This window comes from Nocardia sp. NPDC046473, assembly GCF_040645995.1.
Lineage (GTDB): Bacteria > Actinomycetota > Actinomycetes > Mycobacteriales > Mycobacteriaceae > Nocardia.
In genome coordinates this window covers 524628-544837 of sequence record NZ_JBEYZJ010000005.1, presented here as the reverse complement: position 1 = coordinate 544837, position 20210 = coordinate 524628, and the positions used below count along the sequence as shown (strand labels likewise).

Here is a 20210-nt window from a genome sequence, read left to right as displayed (position 1 = left end):
TGATCCGCGTCAGGCAACGCCGGTCAACGACTGTTCTTGCGGCAATCGTTCACGGTGTTGTTGCCGCTCTCGCTTTTTCCGATGATGAACGCGCGAGAGCGCTTCGGCGAGAAGTTCGCCGGGGTGATGACGATTGTTGACTTGTGGCTTCCCACTGGGATCGATATGAGGTGGTGCAATCCAGGCGACCCGGCCAGGATGCGCCGACTCCGGTCCCAGAACCACCGTTTTCCAGCCGCCAGGCCCGTCATGGACCATGGCATGGCAGCTATCGCAGGCCAGGGTTTCGTTGCTGATGTCGGTGGGGCCGGATTTGCTCCAGTCAGTGACGTGGTGGGTGGCACACATACTGGCGGGAGCATCACAACCGGGGCGCGAGCAGCCGCGTATGGCGGCGATCAACGTCAATCGCTGTGCGGCAGAAGCAAAACGTTTGGCGCTTCCTAAATGCAACGGCTCGCCTTGTGCGTCGAACACCATCAAGAAAGGCTGTGCCTCTTCGGCCAGTTTCAACGCCTCGCTCATCGGGACCAAGCCCCCGGTCGCGGTGGTCGCGACCCCGGCAGCCTTCTCGACATCCGCAACGCTCATCGTCAAGATCGTCGAGACCGGCAGTCCGCGATGAGATCCCAGCTTCTCCCGTGCGACACAGTGCGTCAACAAGGCGACGAATCCATCGTGGGTGCGTTGCGCGGCACTGCGGGCATCCCGCCGTGCTGCGGCAGCGAGTTCGTTCCGATCGACGTATTCACTATCCCCGGAAGGACTTTCCGGATCGTCCGGATTGTTCATGCCGGGTCGGGCAAGTTTGGCCATGACCGGATCCAGCAGTGCGCGCAACGTCGGGGTGATCTCACCTTTGATCGGCGACATCCCATCGGCACGCTGACGGCCGATAGTGATACCGCGCATTCGCGCACGGTCGGTGTCGTCCGTACGTTCCCCGTCTGGATCCAGATACGCCAAAATCGCCTCGCCTACTTTGGGTATGTCATCGGGCGAGCCGGTCCGCGCGAAATCGGCCAGCAGCTGTTCCGCTGCCTCGAATTCCGTATTCGCCGTCGAACCGGGGACACGCTTCATCACCGCCGCGATCTGCCGCGCATGATCGACCGAGATCTCGCCGTCGATTTGCGCCGCCGCGGTCGCGGGCAGGCGCGCTTCGCGTGCCTCGCCGGCCATGTCATGCCACGACCCCAACGACAACGCTGCCGCGACTCGCGCACCGGCTTCCGGGCTGGACAGCCTCAGGGTGTGCATCAAGAATTTCTTCACCGTGCCGGTACCGGTCTGATTCGGCAAGTTTCGGTCCGAGGCCTGCACGATCAACCGATGCCCCACGGCCGCGAGCATCCTGCTGGCCTGTTCGACATCACGCAGCAGCTCGATGATCTTGTCATCGGACATGTGAGTCAATGGCCGCTCGAGCAGATCGGACACAGCACCGAGCAGCGGGTCGGCGACCCGTTCCTGCTGCACGACACTGCTCGAACTCATGTTCTAACCCTATCGAGCCCCAGCCGTCGGCGCCAGTAGAAAACCTATCTGATCTGCAGGTTTTCACATTGAAAGGTGTGCGAAGTCAACACCTTTGGCAATCGACGGCCGCTGATCACCGCAGCGTGGTGGTGAGGGCGGCCGAGTCACGCTTGGTGGCCTGGCGGGCGGCGATGCGGTCGCGGCGTTCCTCGAACTTGAGCATGTCGCGTTCGTACTTCGCGAGGTAGTCGGCGAGCTTTTCGCGGGTCTGCTCGCCCGCGGCGGTGAAGTCGGTGCGTTCGAAGATCTTCCAGATACGCAGGACCGGCATCACCACGTCTTCGAGGTGCTGGCGCATGTCGTAGATGCCGTGTTTGGCCATCAGGGTGCCGTAACGACGGAAGTTCGGGTTCTCCGCGCCGGGCATCTGGAAGTTCATCAGAACGAGCGCGATGGCTTCGATGGCCTGGTCGGGGGCCAGGTCGAGGGCGGCGCCGCACATGTTGCGGTAGAAGATCATGTGCAGGTTCTCGTCGGCCGCGATGCGCTGCAGCATCTTGTCGGCGATCGCGTCATTGCAGACCCGGCCGGTATTGCGATGACTCAGGCGGGTGGCGAGTTCCTGGAAGGTCACATAGGCCACGCCGAGCAGGAAGCCGGTATCGGGGACATCGCTGGGATCGATGGTGCCGTACTTGGCGACGGCCAGCGGATCGAAGCCGGTCGTCATCGCGAGCATCCTGGCGTTTTCCAGTTCGACCGGGTCGACGCCGCGGGTGACCACGAGGTAGTCACGCATCACGATGCCGTGCCGGTTCTCCTCTGCGGTCCAGCGGCCGACCCAGGTGCCCCACGCGCCGTCCTGGGAGAAGTTCTCCGCGATCACCCGGTGGTAGGAGGGCAGGTTGTCCTCGGTGAGCAGGTTGGTGATCATCGCGGCCTTGGCGACGTCGGACAGCTGCGACTGGCCGGGGTCCCAGTCGACACCGCCCATCGCGGCGAAGTTGCGGCCCTCGTCCCACGGCACGTAGTCGTGCGGGTGCCAGGCCTTCGCCATCGACAGATGCCGATTGACGTTCTCCGCCGCGACCGGCTCGAGCTCGGTGAGCAGCTCGAGCTGGGTCAGAAGTCTCCCCATTTGCGTTACCCCTCAGACGTTTTGGCTCACAGTGCACCGGCCGAACAACGACCGCCAGCGCGACAACCTCCGCGAGCCTACGGATCCGTAGGTGGCAATTCAACTGGCCGCTCTCGTGCCCCCAGAACTGGTGGCAGTGCCGATCAAGGCGGTGTCGTGGGTGGCGGCCCGGAAGCGCGGATGGTCGAGGATGTCGTGCAGGAACTCGGCCGTAGTGGCAATCCCCGTGCCGCGAATACGGGTTTCGGCCAGCGCACGCCGCATGCGGGCGATCGCCGCGGGCCGGTCGGGGGCCCACACGATGATCTTGGCGAGCAGCGAATCATAATGTGGTGGAATGGCGTAGCCGGGGCCCACGTGGGTGTCGATCCGAACGAACGGCCCGCCGGGCAACACGCACTCGGTCAGTGTGCCGGGAGCCGGTGCGAAATCGCGGTTCGGGTCCTCGGCATTGATGCGGCATTCGATCGCGACACCCCGCGGCACGGCGGATTCCGTGGACAGCGTGAGCGGCAGTCCGGCGGCGATGCGCAACTGTTCGGCGACGAGGTCGGTACCGGTGACCATCTCGGTGACCGGATGTTCGACCTGCAGGCGGCAGTTCACCTCCATGAAGTAGAAACGGCCCTCGGGATCGAGCAGGAATTCGAAGGTGCCCGCACCGACGTAACCCACGGCCTCGGCACCGCGAACCGCGGCGGCACCGATGCGCGCGACCAGTTCATCGGATAGACCGGGCGCGGGTGACTCCTCCACGAGCTTCTGATGGCGACGTTGCAGCGAGCAGTCCCGTGCGCCGAGGTGGACGACCGTGCCATGGCTGTCGGCGAGGATCTGCACCTCGATGTGCCGAGCCGAGTCGAGATAACGCTCGACATAGAGTCGACCGTCGCCGAAGACGGCGGTGGCGTTGGCCCGGGTCTCCTGCCACGCGCCCGCGAAATCGGCCGGATCGCGCACCACCCGCATGCCACGCCCGCCACCACCCGCGACTGCCTTGATGATCACCGGGTAACCGATGCTGTCGGCGAGAGTCTGTGCGTCCTCGGCGGTTTCGAGCGGATCGCGACTGCCGGGCAACAGCGGCAAGCCGGCGGCGTCCATCAGGGCGCGCGCGGTCGACTTGTCGCCGAGGTCGGCCATGACGGCAGCAGGCGTGCCGACGAAGACGAAACCTTCGGCCGCGCACACCTCCGCGAAATCCGGGTCCTCGGAAAGGAATCCGTATCCGGGGTGGATGGCGTCCGCACCGGTCGCCTTGGCCGCCTCGATGATCGCGGGGATGTATGAGTAGCTGCGCTTGGCTGGACCGGGTCCGATCCGAACCGCCTGGTCGGCGAGCCGAACCGCCGCCGAATCGGCGTCGGGGACCGAATATACGGCGACCGTCTCGATGCCGAGTTCACCGCAGGTGCGGATGACCCGGACGGCGATCTCGCCGCGATTGGCGACCAGCACCTTACGGATCGTCCGGGTCGTCACCGCACCACCTCGAGCACCAGCAGTGGCGCGCCGTGCTCGACCGCTTCGCCGTTGTCGACGAGGAACTCCGCCACCCGGCCCTCGCGGGTCGCGGTCACCGGGATCATCAGCTTCATGGCCTCGACGATGCCGATCTGCTGGCCTGCCCGGACCGGATCACCCTCGGTGACGAACGGCGCGGCACCGGGCTCCGAGGAGCGGTAGAACACGCCGACGGTTTCGGAAACTACGGTGAAAGTATTTACGTCCGATGCTATTTCGACCGGAGCGGCTTCGACAACAGCGACTGACGCTGCGGCCACTGTCTCCGTCACGGACGACTCGGCATCCCAGCTGATCTGCAGCACCAGTGGCCCATTGGCCACTGTCACCGACGTGGGTGCCGTCTCCGCACGCACGGACAGCGCATGCCGGGACAGCACGGTCAGCGCACGATCAGCATCGGCCGCGGTCAGCGCGCAGCCGACCGGTTCGGTGGTCAGGGACTCGGTCATCACATCTCCTGATGGTTCGTCGTGCGAGGCAGACCGAAGGCACGGAATCGGTTGTGCCGCTGGTCGAGTAGTTGCCGGACCGGCAGTGCGCCGAGACCCGAAATGGCGTGCCGGAGTGCCTGGCGCAGGTGCGCCGCAGCGGCGACCGGGTCGCGGTGCGCGCCGCCGTCCGGTTCCGGCACCACCGCGTCTGCCACGCCGAGTTCGAGCAGGGAGGTCGAGTCGACGCGTAGCGCGGCGGCCGCGCGCGGGGCGGCAGCGGAGTCTTTCCACAGGATCGACGCGCACCCTTCCGGGCTGATCACCGAGTACACCGCGTTCTCCAGCACGAGCACCTGATCGGCCACTCCGAGCGCAAGCGCTCCCCCGCTACCGCCCTCTCCGGTCACTACGGCGACCACCGGAACAGGCAGTCCGGCAAGCAGTTTCAAGGATTCGGCGATCGCGACCGCCTGGCCCTGTTCCTCCGCGGAGATACCGGGGTAAGCGCCCGCGGTGTCGATCAAGGTGATCACGGGAATGCCGAGTTTGGCGGCCAGTCGCAGCACTCGCGCGGACTTCCGATACCCGCCCGGTGTCGGCATCCCGAAATTGCGCTTGGACAGCTCGGTGGCGGTGTGGCCCTTCTGCGTTCCGATCACCACCACCGGCGCACCGTCGAGGCGGGCGAGCGCGGTGATCATCGCCGGGCAGTCGGTGGACAGCCGGTCGCCGTGCAGCTCGACGAACTCGTCGAACGAGGCCGCCAGATAGTCCAGCGCCGTCGGACGGCCCAATTCCCTTGCCGCACGAACGCTTTGCCACGCTTCACGGACCGGAAGCTGCGCGGGATCCGTCCGCACCGGCGGGGTCGACTCGACGAAATCGATCCGTCGCGGACTATCGGCGGCCAGGGCGAGCAGCCGAGCCAACCGGTCGCGCAGTGCTGAGCGATGGCAGATCATGTCTACCACACCGTGTTCGAGCAGGAACTCCGCCGTCTGGAAGCCGACCGGGAGCGTCTCCCCGATGGTCTGCTGGATCACCCGCGGGCCCGCGAAGCCCAGGCGGGCACCGGGTTCGGCGATGATGATGTCGGTGGAGGTGGCATAGGAGGCCGCGACGCCGCCGTAGGTGGGGTCGGTGATCATCGAAATGGTCAGCACGCCCGCGTCATCGAGATCGCGCAGGGCCTGGCTGGTCTTGGCCATCTGCATCAGCGCCAGGATGCCCTCCTGCATGCGCGCACCGCCGGAAGCGGTGACCAGCACCAGCGGCACACGGGCGGACAGCGCCGCCTCCGCGGCGGTCGTCACCGCCTCACCCACCGCGACACCGAGACTGCCGCCGAGGAACCGGAAATCCATGACCGCCAACACAACCGGGGCACCGCCGATGGCCGCGCGGACGCAGCTGATGCCGTCGGTCATGCCGGTGCGCTGCTGCGCCTCGGCGTGCCGCTCGCCATAACTCCGGGAGTCGCTGAACTCCAACGGATCTCGCACCGTCGCGGCGACCTCGATGCGGTGCGCCGAGTCCGGATCGACCAGCGCCTCGATGCGCTGGTCGGCGGTCAGCACGCCGTGGCCGTCGCAGTCCGGGCAAACCCGGCCGGCCCGGTCGTAGCGCTTCGCGTAGATCATGGCGCCGCAGGACGGGCACACCATCCACGAGGTCTGGGTATCGGGACCGGTCTCCAGTGTCGTCATGGGTGCTCCATCGGTCGCGGAACGAATCGGGTGCAGTCGGCGGGCAACCGGGCACCGGCGGTGCGTAGCTGGGCGATTCGAGTGAGATACGCCGCACCGAGCATCATCTGGTCGGCGATGTCGGCGACGTGCCGGTTGCTGAGCGCGGCCAGGTATGTCCCGGCGACCCAGTTGTTGAAGCCACCCATCGCGGGGCCGGTCCACACCTGGTAATCGGCGACCCGGTCGGCTTCGCCGCGAATGCTCCATCCGGACGACAGGCCCAGGTACCACCGGAACACCAGGGCCATCTTGCGTTTGGGGTCCTCGGCCGCGCCGACCAGTTGCGCGGGGTCACGTTCGGTGAAGTAGCTGACGCAGTCCTGCCACACGGTGTCCAGTGGCCGCCGGAACAACGTGGCTTCGAGGTCCCGGCGTAGTTCGGCTGGGATATCGTCGATTCCGGCGTACGCACGGTAGGTGTCGTACAGCCGTTGCGCACGGGCGGCGAACATGGTGCCCCGGCGTAGCACCTGCACCTGCACGCCGAGCTCGAACATGTCGGAGGACGGCGCCATCGTGCAGTCGGCGAAATCCGCTCGGGCCAGTAGCTGTTTGGTGGTGTCACACTGCGCGGCCTCGCGGGTGGCCTGATTGATCGAGCCGGTCACCACGTAGGCGGCGCCCAGTGCGAACGCCGCAGCCGCGGCAGCGGGTGTGCCGATACCGCCTGCCGCGCCGATCCGTACCGCCGCGGCGGCGGGCAGGGTGCTCCGATCGCGCGCGGCGATCAGTTCCGGCAGCAGCACGAGCAGCGGCCTGCGGTCGGTGTGGCCGCCGGAGTCCGCCTCCGCGGTGATGTCGTCGGCCATCGGCACCTGCTCGGCCAGCCGCGCCTGCTCGGCCGTCGCATCGCCCGACGCGACCAGCTGACGCAGCAGAGCAGCCGGTGCCGGGCGCAGGAACGGCTCGGCGACCTCGACGCGGGAGACCTTGGCGATCAGCCGGTTCCGCACCTCGAGCTGCCCGTGCCGATCGACGCCGAGCCCGGCGACCCGGTAGCGGACGACCTCGGCGGTGAGGCCCATGAACGCCGAGGCCTCCACGCAGCGCACCTGATGACGCAAGCAGGAATCGACGATCGCCCGCTCCAGTGCCGGTTCGGACGGGCTGTGGATCAGGTTGCAGGCGAAGGGCATTCCCGGCAAGGTGGCGCTGAGCTCCGCCAGCGCCGCGTCCATCGTCGCAGGCGTCACGCCCGCGGCACCGTACGAGGCGAGGTACCCCGCCCGTGCCATCGCCGAAACCAGTGCCGGAGAGGCGATCCCATTGGCCATCGCCCCCGTCGCGTAGGCGGCTCGCACGCCGTGGGCGGCGTGGAACTGCTTGTCGCCGAGCAGTTCCGGCGGCAGCGGGGCGACCGCGGTGAGGACCTCCGAGCGGGCCACGATGCCCGCGTCGGAGGTCGCACCCACCTGGCCGTCATAGCGTACGAGCCACACCGGCTGCCGCACATCGAGCAACAGCGCACTGATGTCGTCGGCCGTCTGCGCGACGGCACTCATCCGGGACGTGGTCATCGGCCGTCCTCTCGCTCGACGAGTTCGACCGCGAGGTCGATGAGTTCGTAGATGCGCAGGCCCGGCTTCCACAGCGAGCCGTCCACGATGACGGTGACGCCGTTCGGTCCGCGCCGGACCTTCTTGATGTGCGCGTCCAGCTCCACCGTGCCGTCGGTGGGCAGGAACTGGCCGCGGTAGCGCCAGCTGAACGGCAGGTCGGCGGGGATACGGAAGACCGGATCGCGCAGCGAGTCCGCGAATCCGGCGTCGAGCATCCACTCCTGCACCGCGTGGATCACCGATTCCACGCCGAGCGAACCCGGAATCACCGGGTCGAGGTGGAAGTGGCGGTCGAAGTACCAGTCCGACGGGTCGATCGCGCGCAGCGAATGCAGGTAGCCCGCTTCGTATTTGCCGCCGCCGTCGACTACGTCGATGTGGTCGATCAGGGCCAGGGTCCGGCGGGCGCACAGCTCGGCGTTCGGGTCGGCGCGTCGAGCGGCGACGTCGATGGTCCGGGTCGGTGTGTTCGCGTGTTCGTCCAGCCAGGTCGGCGCAGCCCGTCCGGCGTCGAGGCCGGTCTGGTTGGCCAGGGCTTCGTCGCTGAAGTAGCCGAACATGGTCTCGCCGGTGTAGAACGGTTCGCCGTCGACGGCCAGGGTGTAGTCGAACGTCTGCAGTGACGAGCCGGGCAGGATCGTGGTCGACAGCAACCGCGACGACTGCTCGATCGTCTTGTCCCGCAGGTCGACTTGCCGCAACACCGTCGCGGTGCCGCCGAGATTGCGCAGGCTGAGCGTGACACCGGGCTGGGTGAGCGTCGGCCCGGCGTAGTAGCCCATCAGCAGCGCGGCCTGCAGCGAGGTTTCCATGTAGACGAAGTGCGGCATGGATTCGTTGGCGGTGTCACCGTAATACCAGGAGTCGGCGGGTGAGTCGTACTCGGTGGTGTACGCCGCACCGTCCAATCGCCCACGCGCACCGTCGAATTCGATGACTCGGTCGACGAGCAGCAAGCCGCCGGTAGGCAGGCGGGTTGCCCGCACGCCGGTGTATTCGGCGAATTCCGTTCCCATGGCGATGCTTTGATCGCCGCGCGCCAGGTGTGTCATGTGGAATTCGTTGAGCAGCAGGCTCGGTGCGGCTTCGCCCGGCCCCACGCCCGCGCCGACCGCTTCCACGACCGTGACGGTGACCTGCAACTCCCCTTGGGTACCGGCGATATTCGCCGTCGCGGTGACGTGCGGCCGTGGCACCAAGTCGATGTCGGTGACAACCAGCTCCAAGGTTCCGCCAGTGATGCCCTGGATCGAGCCATTGACCGGCGCTGCGGCCAGCGTGCTCGCCGAGAGGCATAGGTGCATGCCGGTGAAAAGTGCGAACAGTTCTGCCGCTTGTACCGCGGCCGCACGTGGGTCGCCGTCGAATTGCGCGACTACGCGCCCCTTACCGGTACCACCGCGCAACTCGAGCGCCGCCTCGGTAAGCACCAGGGGCTCCGCCGCGGCGAGCCGCGCCACCGAGACGACACCGGAGCGCTGATGCCCGGCCCCGAACACGCTGACCACGTCACACTCGGTGAGGCGAACCAGGGCAGCGTGGTCCACCCTGCTGCGCCGAGTGCGAGCCAGCGCCTTGAACGCCGATTCGCCTGCGGCGGCCACCTGCTCGGCGTCCGTGACACCAGCGGATCCGATGCCATTCGAGAGCCCGCCGCGGGCCGTTCGCTCGCCACGAGCGGCACTCACGCGACCGTCGCCGGAGAACCCGCTGCCCTCACCGACACCACTCGCTGCCGCAGCAGTGTCGGCGCTCGCCACTCGGGCGGAGGTCGCCGTCCGCAGCGTCCGCTGCCAGGCCGCCCGCTGTAACGCCACCTGAGCGGTCAGCGCTGCGCGGTGCGCCGCCACGACGCCGGATCGAATCTCGCTGAGCGGCTGCAAGACTCGTGCATCTCTGACCGCATCGGTGTCGATCAGCCGCCCGGTCTTCTGGTACTGGCCCCGATCGGCCGCAACGCCACCGTTCTCAGACCTCACGGCCACCGCGTCACCGTTCGGTCGGTCACTTCGCGATGACGTGATCGGGTTCCCCCCGCCGCCTGCTGCCGCCACGTCGGCCGCCTGATTCACCTGCGCTGCCGACGCCCCAGCAGGCGCCACCCGAGCACCTGCCACCGGATCGAACGGTATTCCGTCGAACTCCAGGACTGTCATGCCATCCACCGCCTCACCGAGGTCTGGAACTTCTCTGTCAGATCCGGTGTCGTCACCACGGTGACGTCCGAGAATCGTTGCAGCACTGCGCCGTCCGCCGTGGTCGCGGTGGCGTCGATGCGGGCATCGACGCGTCCCGTTCGCGGGTTGTCCACGGTGAGCAGGAAGGTCTCGTCGGTGGGCAGTGGCCGGTAGTAGTCGGCCCGGCCGACCCCGAGGGGCAGGCAGGCGCCGCCCAGCAGGCGGTAGCCGAGCACCGGTGGCCCTTGCAGGATCAGGTCGGCGAGGACCGGGTCGTGCAGGCGGCCCGCGTAGGCGCCGTTCGCCACTCGTGTTGCCGGGAGCGAGCATTCGAAGACGATGGCGTCGTCGGAGGCGGCCCGCACCAGGTGCAGACCCTGCAGGGCCGGCGCGTGGAACTGGATGGCGTCGCGGTAGATGTCGGCGTCGCTGGCCGATCCGCTCGGAATCAGCTTGTTCGGCGCTTTGTCCGCTCCGCTGGCCAGCAGTAGCGTTGCCCGGAAGTGCAGCACGTTGCCGCTGCGGATGTTCGCTTCGATCAGGGTGCGGCCGTCGGCGAACGCACCGGGTATCAGTTCGAGTTCGAGCTCGTCCACGGGGTGGTCGAACACGATGCCCTTGAGTACCTGGAAGTCCCTGGCCCCGACCACTGTTCGGCCGGTCAGGCTGCGTTCGGTGAGGTTGATCATCGCGCCGAGGCCGAAAGTGGCCGGCAGCACGACGTGTTCGCCGATGCGGTGGGCCTGGATGACCGGCTCGTCGGTGAGCCCGGTCAAGACTCGCCGTGCGCAGACGGCGCTCGGTTCGACTCCGCTGTCACCGGACAGCCCGTTCGCGGGACCGATGAGGACGACGGTGTCCTCGCGGTGGTCCGCCGTGAACTGCTCGGTGAAGGCCGCCGCGCCGATCTCGGGATCGAGCAGCGCGATACCGCGGGCCAGGAAGTGGCCCCGCAGCGCGGGAGTCACCATGCCGCCGTCCCAGGCGCCCCAGTCGATCGCGGTGACGTGGCAGTCGGGATGATGCCGCCGCCAGCTCACCGCGAACCGGGACAGTGCCTCGTTCGCGGCGGCGTAGTCGGCCTGACCCGCGTTGCCGAACAAACCCGCCACCGAGGTGAACAGCACCAGGTGCCGCAGCTCGCTGAGCGCTGTGAGCACGGTGGCCAGTCCGGAGATCTTGGGTTCGAGGACGCGTCCGATGGATTCGGCGGTCTTGTCCGTGATCATCGAGTCGGCAAGTACGCCGGCCCCGTGCACGACACCGGTAATGCTGTCGTGCCAAGGCTCGAGCGCGGTCCGCACCGCGGCCTCGTCGGTGGCATCCACCGCGAGATACTCCGCCCGCGAACCCAATTCGGCCAGCGTGGCACGGATCTCCCGGGCGGCAAGCACTCCCGAGCACGCGCGCTCGATCTCCCGAGGCTTGACTCCCGTGCTCGCCAAAGCCCGAACCGCCGCGGACTTGAGCTCCGCATCGGAAACCCCTGCCGCCCAGTCGGGTTCAGGAGCCAGTTCGGATCGACCGAGCAGGACGAATCGCGCTTCGCTGCGCGGAGCCAGTGCCTTCACACACGTCGCCGTGACCCCGCGCGCGCCGCCGGTAACCAGCAGCACGTCCTCCGCCGTCAGTAGACTCGGCTGCTGCTCGGCACCGGGACTTACGATGGTCACAGAACTGGTGGCCGCGTACGCACTGGGCACCAGCGTCCGCCGCTCCCCTACCGCGTCGATCCCGACCTCGAGGGTGTCCCGTGCCGCGTCGAACAATTCGGCCGTCACGAGATCGGCCAGCTTGTCCGGCGCGACACCAGGGTCGATGTCCAGTGCTCGGCAGAACAGCGACGGCTGTTCGGCGGCAAGCGTTTTCACGACCCCGCCGACGCCACCGAGCAGCGCGCCCACCGGATCAGCGGTACCCGCGAAGCCGAGGTGGCCGTCGAGACGAGTAACTGTGATGAAACTTGCCCTGTCGTCTGCCTTCTGCAGCAGCGGCACCGCCTGACCGGCGGCGAGAATAGTCTCACCGAGCCACCGCTGTGCCGAATCCCATTCTGCCGAACCGCTGCCCACGATCACGAGGCATACCTCGAGGGAGCCGAGCTCCGACACCTCGGCCGGGCCGCTGACGCGGTGGACCACCCATCCGAGCCCGCGGAGCGCGGATTCGAGTGCGGCACAGTCAGGTTCCGACTCTCCGGTGAGATCCAAGAGCGCGACCCCCGCGTCCGCGCGGTAGGGCGCGACGGCCCGGTCCAGCGCGGGCAGGGTGATCAGTTCGACGGCGTGCCGCGGCGTTTCGGCCGCGGCCTCAGCTTTTGGGTGGACATCACCGCCCACCGACGTGGCGAGCTCGTCGACGATCTGATCCAGGGTGCGTAGCGTGCCCAACTGCTCCGGGCCGAGGCTCGGTAAGTCCGGAAACCGTTCCTGCAGTGCACCGATGACCTGCACTCGCTTGATGGAGTCGACGCCGAGATCGGCCTCCAGATCCATGGACGGATCCACCATTTCGACCGGATAACCGGTCTTCTCGGCCACGACCTCTTGCAGTGCACGTCGCAGGATGTCACCGGTAGGTGCGCCCGCATCGGCCGGTTCGGAACCGTTGGACGGAGCCGTTCCGTTCGGAGCCGAATCAGTCCCGCTCAGAAAAACAGCAGGTCCATTCGGCTCAGACTCACCCAGCAGGTCAGCGATCTGATCGAGCGTGCGCAGCGTGCCGAGTTGTTCCGGGCCGAGGTTCGGCAGGTGCGGGAAACGCTCCTGCAGTGCACCGATGACCTGCACCCGCTTGATGGAGTCGACGCCGAGATCGGCCTCCAGATCCATCGAGGGATCCACCATCTCGACCGGGTAACCGGTCTTCTCCGCCACGACTTCCTGCAACGCCCGCCGCAGCGCGTCGGCCGACACCTGGTCGTCTGCTTCGGCGACCGGTGCATGCGATCCGTTGCCGTTGGTCTGTGTCTCCGTAATGACCGGTGCCGCAACAGTTTCCACGGGCGCTACCGGCGGACGCTGCTCTACGACCGGAGCCGTCGTCAGCGGCCGTCGCTCCGGCGCCGACTCGATCGCAGGCTGCCGCGCCGACTCGACCCGACGGGTGACCGGAGCCGCAGGCCGCGCCGACGGTGTGAAACCGCTTTCCAGCTCCGCCAATTGTGCGAGCACATCACTGGCCCGCGAATGACTCTCGCTGATCGCGACACCGTGATCCTTGACGGCCTCGATCGCCCGCACCATCGCGTCGTCGAGCGACCCACCGCTGAGCACACCGGCCAGCCCGCGGGCCATATCCAGCTGTCCGTCGAGGAATTGGCGGTGCGTCTGCAGATGCTGCACGAGCGCGCTGTCCAGCGCGTCCGCTCCCGGGTCGTAGGACTGCGGTGGTTGATACACGGTGGTCTCCGTTGCTTCGGCGAAAGTTGGGGCCATAGCCGGTATTTCCGGCTGGCGATCGACCACGGTGTCGACAGGGGTAGTCACGGGGGCGGCCGGCGCTGCCAGGCTCACCTGGTATCCGTCGTCCAGCACGGCGGCGTACGCCGCGTGGCGACTCTCGGGCACGTATTCGGGCGCCGACATCGTCACGGTCATCGCGCGACCGGGCTGGTGCCGCACCGCGGACGGGGCCGCGTGCCGGTTGATCTCGTGCAAACCGAAGCCGAGCACGGCCAGCCGGACTGCGGCCCGCGCCAATGCGAGATCGCTGTTGCCGATCGGCCCGGAATCGGTGGGGATGGCGACCACGTCGTCGCCGAGGGTGCGCCGCACCAGTGAGGTCAGCACCTGCTTGGGACCGAACTCTACGAATACCGTGCAGCCCGCCGCACGCATCGCCGTCAGTGCCGACGCGAATTCCACTGGCTTGCTGAGCTGTTCGGTGAGCAGGTCCCGATTAGCCGCGACGTCACTGCCGTAATGCGCGTCGGGTGTGTTCGCGTAGACCGGAGCGTCCGGAACGCCGATCGACACCGTGGCAGTCGCTTTCGCGAACGCCGCCACCGCATGCGCGACGTATGGCGTGTGGAACGCACCGGATACCGGTAGCGCCCGGGTCGCCACGCCACGCTCGGCACTGCGCGCGACCACGGCGGCAACGCCCTCGGTGCCACCGCCGATCACGACCTGATCGGGCGCGTTGTGGTTGCAGATCCACACATCGTCGACGCCGTCGACCAGTTCCTCCGCCGTCGCCCGGGAGGCACCGAGCGACACCATCGTGCCCGCCTCGACACCCTCCTCCGGCGTCATCGCTACGCCGCGCGCCCTGGCCAGCTCGAAGTACTCCTCGGTGCCCAGCGCACCCGAGGCCCACAGCGCGGTCAGTTCACCGAAGCTGTGGCCGAGGTAACCGTCGGCCCGGAACCCGTACCCGCGCAGCACCTCGAACTGTCCCGCGGACAACGCGCCGATCGCCGGCTGCGCGAATTCGGTACGGCGCAAGGCGGTTTCCTGCTGCTGCGCGGTCTCCTCGTCGAAGGCCGGCGGCGGGAAGACCACCGACGACACCCGCACCGGCGCACCGGTGAACGCGGTGTTGGCCGCGTCGAACGCCGCGCCCACCGCCGGATTGTTCAGTGCCGCATCCAGTCCCATATCGACGTACTGGCTGCCCTGCCCCGCGAACAGCGCGCCGACCTTGCGGTCCGGCAGTGCGGCGGCCCGGAAGTACACGCCCTCCGGGTGATCCCACGTCGCGGCGTCCGGCCGACGCACCAGCTCATCGACGGCGAGGGTGCGCAGATGCTCGGCGCTCTCGTCGTCCACCGACACGAATCCGATGCGCGCGTGGTCTTCTGGAATGTCGCCACCGTCGACCGGGTCGATACTGCGCACCGCGTCCACCAGCGCGGCGACATCAGGCGCGTGCCAGAGATGTGCTCGCGCGGTCCGGTGCAGCACCGGCTCGTCGCGCGAGGAGTCGGCCTCTTCCAGTACAACGTGAAAGTTGGTGCCGCCGAAGCCGAATGCCGAGGCGGCGGCCCGGCGCACGGGTCGTTGCGGATCACGAATCCACGGACGGGTTCGCGTATTCACGTAGTACGGCGCGTCCTCCGAGGCGATCTCGGCATTGGGCGCGGACACATTGATGGTGCCGGGCAACACCTTCTGGTGCAGCGCGAACGCCAGCTTCATCAGACTCGCCGTACCTGCGGCCCCCTTGGTGTGCCCGATCTGCGACTTCACACTGCCCAGCGCCGCGAAGCGCGGCTCCGAAGTCGCGTCGGTCAGCAGCCCTTTCAGCGCGGTCAGCTCGGTCTTGTCGCCGACCGGCGTGCCGGTGGCGTGCGCCTCGATCAGCGCGACGTCGGCGGGCGAGCACTCCGCGTCGGCGTAGGCCCGATCGAGTGCGACGCGCTGCCCGCTGGCCCGCGGCGCGTAGATGCTCTTGGCCCGTCCGTCGCTGGACGACCCGAGCCCGCGGATCACCGCGTAGATCCGATTGCCGTCGCGCCGTGCGTCTTCCAGCCTGCGCAGCGCGAGCATCGTGATGCCCTCGCCCAGCAGCGTGCCGTTGGCGTCCGAGGCGAACGGGCTGATCTGCCCACTCGACGACAGCGCGCCCACCTTACTGAAGCACATATAGATAAAGATGGTGTTCTCGGTGTCCACGCCGCCGGTGATCATCATGTCGGCCCGGCCGTCCTGCAGCTCGGCGATCGCCGTCCGCAGCGCGGCCAGCGAGGCCGCGCAGGCCGCGTCGACGGTGCAGTTGATGCCGCCGAGACCCAACCGGTTCGCGACCCGGCCCGCGGTGATGTTGGCCAGCAGGCCGGGGAACGAATTCGCCTCCCACGGCGCGAACGCCGCGACGAACTTGTCCGCGATCGCGTCCGCGTCGGTATCGGACAGCCCGACCGAGCGCGCCGCCTCCTTCAGCACCGGCGTGGACAGCCGCGCTGCCAGCGGGTGCATCAACGGCACCGGCCCGGTGGTACCGAGCACCACGCCGGTCCGGCCGGGGTCGTACCAGGTGGAATCCACGGCGCCGGCGTCGATGAGCAGATCACGGGCCACGCCGAGGCTCAGCGTCTGCATGGTGCTGGTCACCTCGAGCTGGTTCGGCGGCAGCCCGAATTCCAGTGGGTCGAACTCGATATCGGGCAGGAAGGCGCCGCGACGCGAGTACGTCTTGTCCGGGGCGTCCTGATCGGCGTCGAAGTAGTCGTCGAGGCTCCATCGGGACGTGGGCACCTCGGTGGTGCAGTCCACGCCGTCGACGATGTTCTGCCAGTACTCACGATGGTTGTGCGCGTTGGGCAGCAGCCCGGACATCCCGACGATGGCGATCGGGTTGCGCGCCAGGCGTCTGTCGTCTGTCACGAAAGTTCCTCTCGAACCGGATGGAGAAAGATCAGGCGGCGACGGTGGTCGCGGTACGCGACGCGATGAGCTCGGCCGCGCCCGCGGCGAACATGTGGTGGCCGAGCGAGCTCGGGTGCAGGCCGTCGGCGGTCCACACCTCGGGCAGCGCCCAGTCCGGCTGGGTCGCGATATCCAGCAGCAGCGTCCCGGTGTCGGCGGTGACCTCGCCGAGCGCGGTATTGGCGAAGGCGAACCGCTCGCGCAGCAGGCCACGGAACCCGTCCGGTACCGGCAGCCGTGCCGGGATATCGGGGTAGCTCGCGGTGAACACTGTTGCGCCACTGGCACGCAACGCGCCGAAGATGGTGCCGAGGTTGCGCACGAACCGGCTCTCGTCGAAATCGCTGACCAGATCGTTCACGCCGACCACCACGCCGTAGAGGCCTGCCCGCGCCGAGACCGCAAGGCGCAGCTGCTGTTCCACCACGACGGTCGTGGTCGCGCCGTGCACGCCGAAGTTGCGCACCGCGGCGGGCCGCAGGCCGAGCTGCCCGCCGAGCCTGGGCACCCAACCCCGGTACCCGCCCCCGGCCGCGGCATCGCCGCGGCCCTCGACAAAGCTGTCCCCCACTGCCGTTAGGCCGGGGACCCTCATGCCGAAACCCCATCCTTGGTGACATGCCGTGCGGCCGCCGGGAAGTCGACCTTCTCGTACAGATCGGCCAGCTCCTGCTCGCCGAAGTACTTCTCCGGCGAGTAGATTCCGGCGATCAGCCCGAAGAAGCCCTTGGTGTACTCCGCGTCGTAGCTGGTGGCACGGAACACCGAGTCGTAGTACGGCGTCAGCGACAGCTCCGAAATGCTCAGCGTCAGTTCGAAAGTGCTGGCGCTCTGGATGTCGCGCTCCCGCTCGTACTCGGCGAGCACGTCTTCCATCGGACGGTCGCCGGACAGGCCCTCGTGCACCAGATCCGAGAGCAGCTGCGCCGACTTGAACGCGTCGGTGATGCCCCAACCGGTGAACGGATCCTTGTGGTAGCCCGCGTCGCCCACGAGCGCCCAGCCGGGGCCGAAGGAGCGGCGACGGTAGTTGTCCGGGTACAGCATCGGCCGGAACTGCTCGACCCGCTTGCCCGTATCCTTCAGGCGCGCACCGAGTTCCGGGTCGATCTGGGAGACGATCTCCTGCACGCCGGCATCGGGGTCGGTGCGGAACTCGCGGAACCGATCCCGCTTTCGCATCACCGCGACGAGCGAAAGCCCGTCGTTGGTCGGCCAGGCCGCGAACTGCTGCTCGCCGAAACCGGTGCGGTGCTGCATGCCCCAGTCGACGCCGTCGTAGTAGGAGTAGTAGATGAAGCAGGCCGCCGGGGACCCCTCGTAGACCTCGGCACCGACCGCCTTCGCGACCGTCGAGTTCGCGCCGTCGGCACCGATCACCAACGTGGCGCGGAACTCCTGCTCGGCGCCTTCGCCGACCTGGCCGCGGATGCCGACCACCTGGTCGCCGTCGAAAACCAGCTCGTTGACGGTGAATCCGTTGATCACCTCGACGCCCGCGTTGCCCGCGGCGTCGACCAGGATCTTGTCCAGCACGGTGCGGCGCGGGCAGTACACGGCGTCGATGCCGTCGGCCGACACGTCGGCGAAGCCCTTGATCACGATGTCGGTGTAGGAGAAGTTCAGGTGCCGGATCGCCGGGGCACCGGAGGCGACGACCTCGTCCAGCAGGCCCCAGGACTGCAGCAGGCCGAGGCCGGCCTGGTGGATGTAGTGGGTGGACGGGGTGTCACTGGGGAAGGTGGCGCGGTCCGCGGCAAGGACCCGGTAGCCCTTCCTGGCGAGCAGCATGGCCAGCGGGGAACCCGCGACCCGAGTTCCGACAACGATGACGTCGTACATGTTCGCATCACTTTCCGGTAGTCGAATTCTGAATTCGAGTCTGTGGCCGCGCCGGGGCGGGAACCACCGCGCGCAGCCGTAATTCATCGGGCGATTGGCACGGCCTATCTACCCAGTCCGGCTTCGGCCCGGGCAGCACCGACGCAGGGCTTATAGCGCGGGCTGCCGAGCCTGATAGAGAACGTCGATATCTGCGGCATATGCGGCCGCGATGGCGGCCCTGCGCAATTTCCGTGACGAAGTCAACAATCCGGCCTCGACGGTGAAATCACCGTCTACGATCCGGAATGCTCGAATCGACTCTGCTCTGGAGACAAGCGAATTCGCGTCGTCCACCGCGGACTGGATGGCGGCCGACAGATCACCCTCGGCGCTGCCGTCACGCCAGCGCAGCAGCTGGATCGGATCCAGGGTCACCAGCGCGGTGACGAAGTCGCGGCCGTCGCCGACCACCATGCAGTTGCTCACCAGCGGGTGCAGCCGCAGCCGGTCCTCCAGCGGCGCGGGCGCGACATTCTTGCCGCCGGAGGTCACCAGGATTTCCTTCTTGCGGCCGGTGATGCGCAGGTAACCGTCGGCGTCGAGTTCACCGATATCGCCGGTGCGCAGCCAACCTTCGTCGTCCACGACGGACTGGTCGGCGGCCGCACCCCAGTAGCCGGGCGACACGTGCGGGCCACCGACCAGCACCTCGCCGTCGCTTTCCGCGATCGCCACCGACGTGCCCGGGATCGGCCTGCCGACCGTGCCGAGGCGGTTGGTCGCCGGCGCGCTGACGGTCACCGCGGTCGCCGCCTCGGTGAGCCCGTAGCAGTTCAGCAGCACCACACCGAAACCCGCAAAGAAGCCACTGGTCGAATCGTCGAGCGAGGCGCCGCCGGAGATGACGTAGCGCAGCCGGCCGCCGAGCGCCGCGGCCACCGGATGTTCCGAGTCCTCCGGGGTGCCTTGCGCGCTGAGCAGTTCCAGCCCGCGCGCCACCGCCTCCTGCTCCTCGGTGCCGGACAGCATCGTTCGGCAGTACTTGCGAATCTTCTCCAGCCCGAACGGAATCAGCGCCAGGAAGGTCGGGCGCAGCGTCGGCAGCACCGGCACCAGATCGGGGATGCCGGGCAGCAGATGGGTCTGACTGCCGCCGGCCAGGCAGGCGAACAGGATGGTCTGGCCGAACACGTGCGACAGCGGCAGGGCGAGCACGGTCGTCCCGTCGAACATGGTGCCGGTCTGGCGCACCGTGTTGGCCGAGGAGACGAACATGTTGCGGTGAGTGATCAAGCAGCCCTTGGAAACTCCGGTGGTGCCGCTGGTGTAGACGATCATGGCCAGGTCTTCGGCGCGCACCGCCGCGAGGCGTTCCGCGAGATCGGGGTCGACCTCGCCGCCCGCCCAGGTGGCGAGCTGGGCGAAGGTCCACACCTCTCGGGCGCCCGCCGCCCGCAGCCGTTTGGCGTCGGCAGCGTCCTCGGCGGCGAAATACGCACTGCCGCTGTCGGACAGGATGTGCTCGATCTGCGACGCCGAGGAGGTCGGGTATACGGGGACCACCACGGCGCCGAGCGCGAGCACAGCGCAATCCAGGAGCGCCCATTCCAAGCTGGTGCGGCCGAGGATCGCGACCCGATCCCCTGCCGCCACCCCGCGCGCCGCCAGCGCCGAGGCCAATGCGCGGGCCTGCCGATCGACGTCGGCACAGGTGAGTTGCGTTCCGTCCGCGCCGCACAGCGAAAGCCGTTGCGGGTGTTCGGCGGCCGCTCCGGAAATCACCGAGTACAAACTCGCGTCGTCCGGAAGGTCGATTCCATTCTCGGTGCTGGACACTGTGCTGACAGACTTTGGGGGACGGCAGCCGGCGGAGCCGACGGCGTGGGTAAACTCCGTGTTCACAATGTCGAATTCTGGTCGCCCGCACCTTATTACGGCCCGGTCGATATCGCGGTT

The 20210-nt window shown here is 67.9% G+C and carries 11 protein-coding genes; all 11 read right to left on the bottom strand.

The features are described 5' to 3' along the window. Positions 1 to 9 precede the first annotated feature (9 nt). The 11 genes from ABZ942_RS20450 to ABZ942_RS20400 all read right to left on the bottom strand — a co-directional run bounded on the left by ABZ942_RS20450 (position 10) and on the right by ABZ942_RS20400 (position 20036). Positions 10 to 1479 carry a DUF222 domain-containing protein gene (locus ABZ942_RS20450; protein ID WP_357384158.1) on the bottom strand — a complete coding sequence of 490 codons (1470 nt, stop codon included), beginning with the start codon at positions 1477 to 1479 and terminating at the stop codon, positions 10 to 12. A gap of 133 nt (positions 1480 to 1612) precedes the next feature. Further along, positions 1613 to 2617, bottom strand: coding sequence for an acyl-ACP desaturase (locus ABZ942_RS20445; RefSeq protein ID WP_357384156.1), 1005 nt, complete (start codon positions 2615 to 2617; stop codon positions 1613 to 1615). A gap of 99 nt (positions 2618 to 2716) precedes the next feature. Further along, positions 2717 to 4099, bottom strand: a complete 1383-nt coding sequence (locus tag ABZ942_RS20440) for an acetyl-CoA carboxylase biotin carboxylase subunit (protein ID WP_357384154.1) — start codon at positions 4097 to 4099, stop codon at positions 2717 to 2719. Then, the gene (locus tag ABZ942_RS20435; RefSeq protein ID WP_357384152.1) at positions 4096 to 4593 is read right to left on the bottom strand and encodes a biotin/lipoyl-containing protein; all 498 of its coding nucleotides are present in this window, start codon (positions 4591 to 4593) and stop codon (positions 4096 to 4098) included. The genes ABZ942_RS20440 and ABZ942_RS20435 overlap by 4 nt, the downstream gene beginning before the upstream one ends. Beyond that, on the bottom strand, positions 4593 to 6281 hold the full coding sequence (gene accA / locus ABZ942_RS20430) for an acetyl-CoA carboxylase carboxyl transferase subunit alpha (protein ID WP_357384150.1): 1689 nt from the start codon (positions 6279 to 6281) through the stop codon (positions 4593 to 4595). Before accA ends, ABZ942_RS20435 begins: the two co-directional genes overlap by 1 nt. After that, positions 6278 to 7840: a PfaD family polyunsaturated fatty acid/polyketide biosynthesis protein gene (locus tag ABZ942_RS20425; RefSeq protein WP_357384148.1), complete on the bottom strand. Its 1563-nt coding sequence runs from the start codon at positions 7838 to 7840 to the stop codon at positions 6278 to 6280. Before ABZ942_RS20425 ends, accA begins: the two co-directional genes overlap by 4 nt. Further along, on the bottom strand, positions 7837 to 9867 hold the full coding sequence (locus ABZ942_RS20420) for a beta-ketoacyl synthase (protein WP_357384146.1): 2031 nt from the start codon (positions 9865 to 9867) through the stop codon (positions 7837 to 7839). The genes ABZ942_RS20425 and ABZ942_RS20420 overlap by 4 nt, the downstream gene beginning before the upstream one ends. A gap of 167 nt (positions 9868 to 10034) precedes the next feature. Then, entirely contained in the window at positions 10035 to 16388 is a 6354-nt protein-coding gene (locus ABZ942_RS20415) for an SDR family NAD(P)-dependent oxidoreductase (RefSeq protein WP_357384144.1), read from the bottom strand. A gap of 31 nt (positions 16389 to 16419) precedes the next feature. Then, on the bottom strand, positions 16420 to 17025 hold the full coding sequence (locus ABZ942_RS20410) for a GDSL-type esterase/lipase family protein (RefSeq protein WP_357384142.1): 606 nt from the start codon (positions 17023 to 17025) through the stop codon (positions 16420 to 16422). Continuing rightward, complete coding sequence (locus ABZ942_RS20405) at positions 17022 to 18272, bottom strand: NAD(P)/FAD-dependent oxidoreductase (protein ID WP_357384140.1); 1251 nt, start codon at positions 18270 to 18272, stop codon at positions 17022 to 17024. Before ABZ942_RS20405 ends, ABZ942_RS20410 begins: the two co-directional genes overlap by 4 nt. Positions 18273 to 18422: 150 nt before the next feature. Beyond that, positions 18423 to 20036: an AMP-dependent synthetase/ligase gene (locus tag ABZ942_RS20400; RefSeq protein ID WP_357384138.1), complete on the bottom strand. Its 1614-nt coding sequence runs from the start codon at positions 20034 to 20036 to the stop codon at positions 18423 to 18425. Positions 20037 to 20210 lie beyond the last annotated feature (174 nt).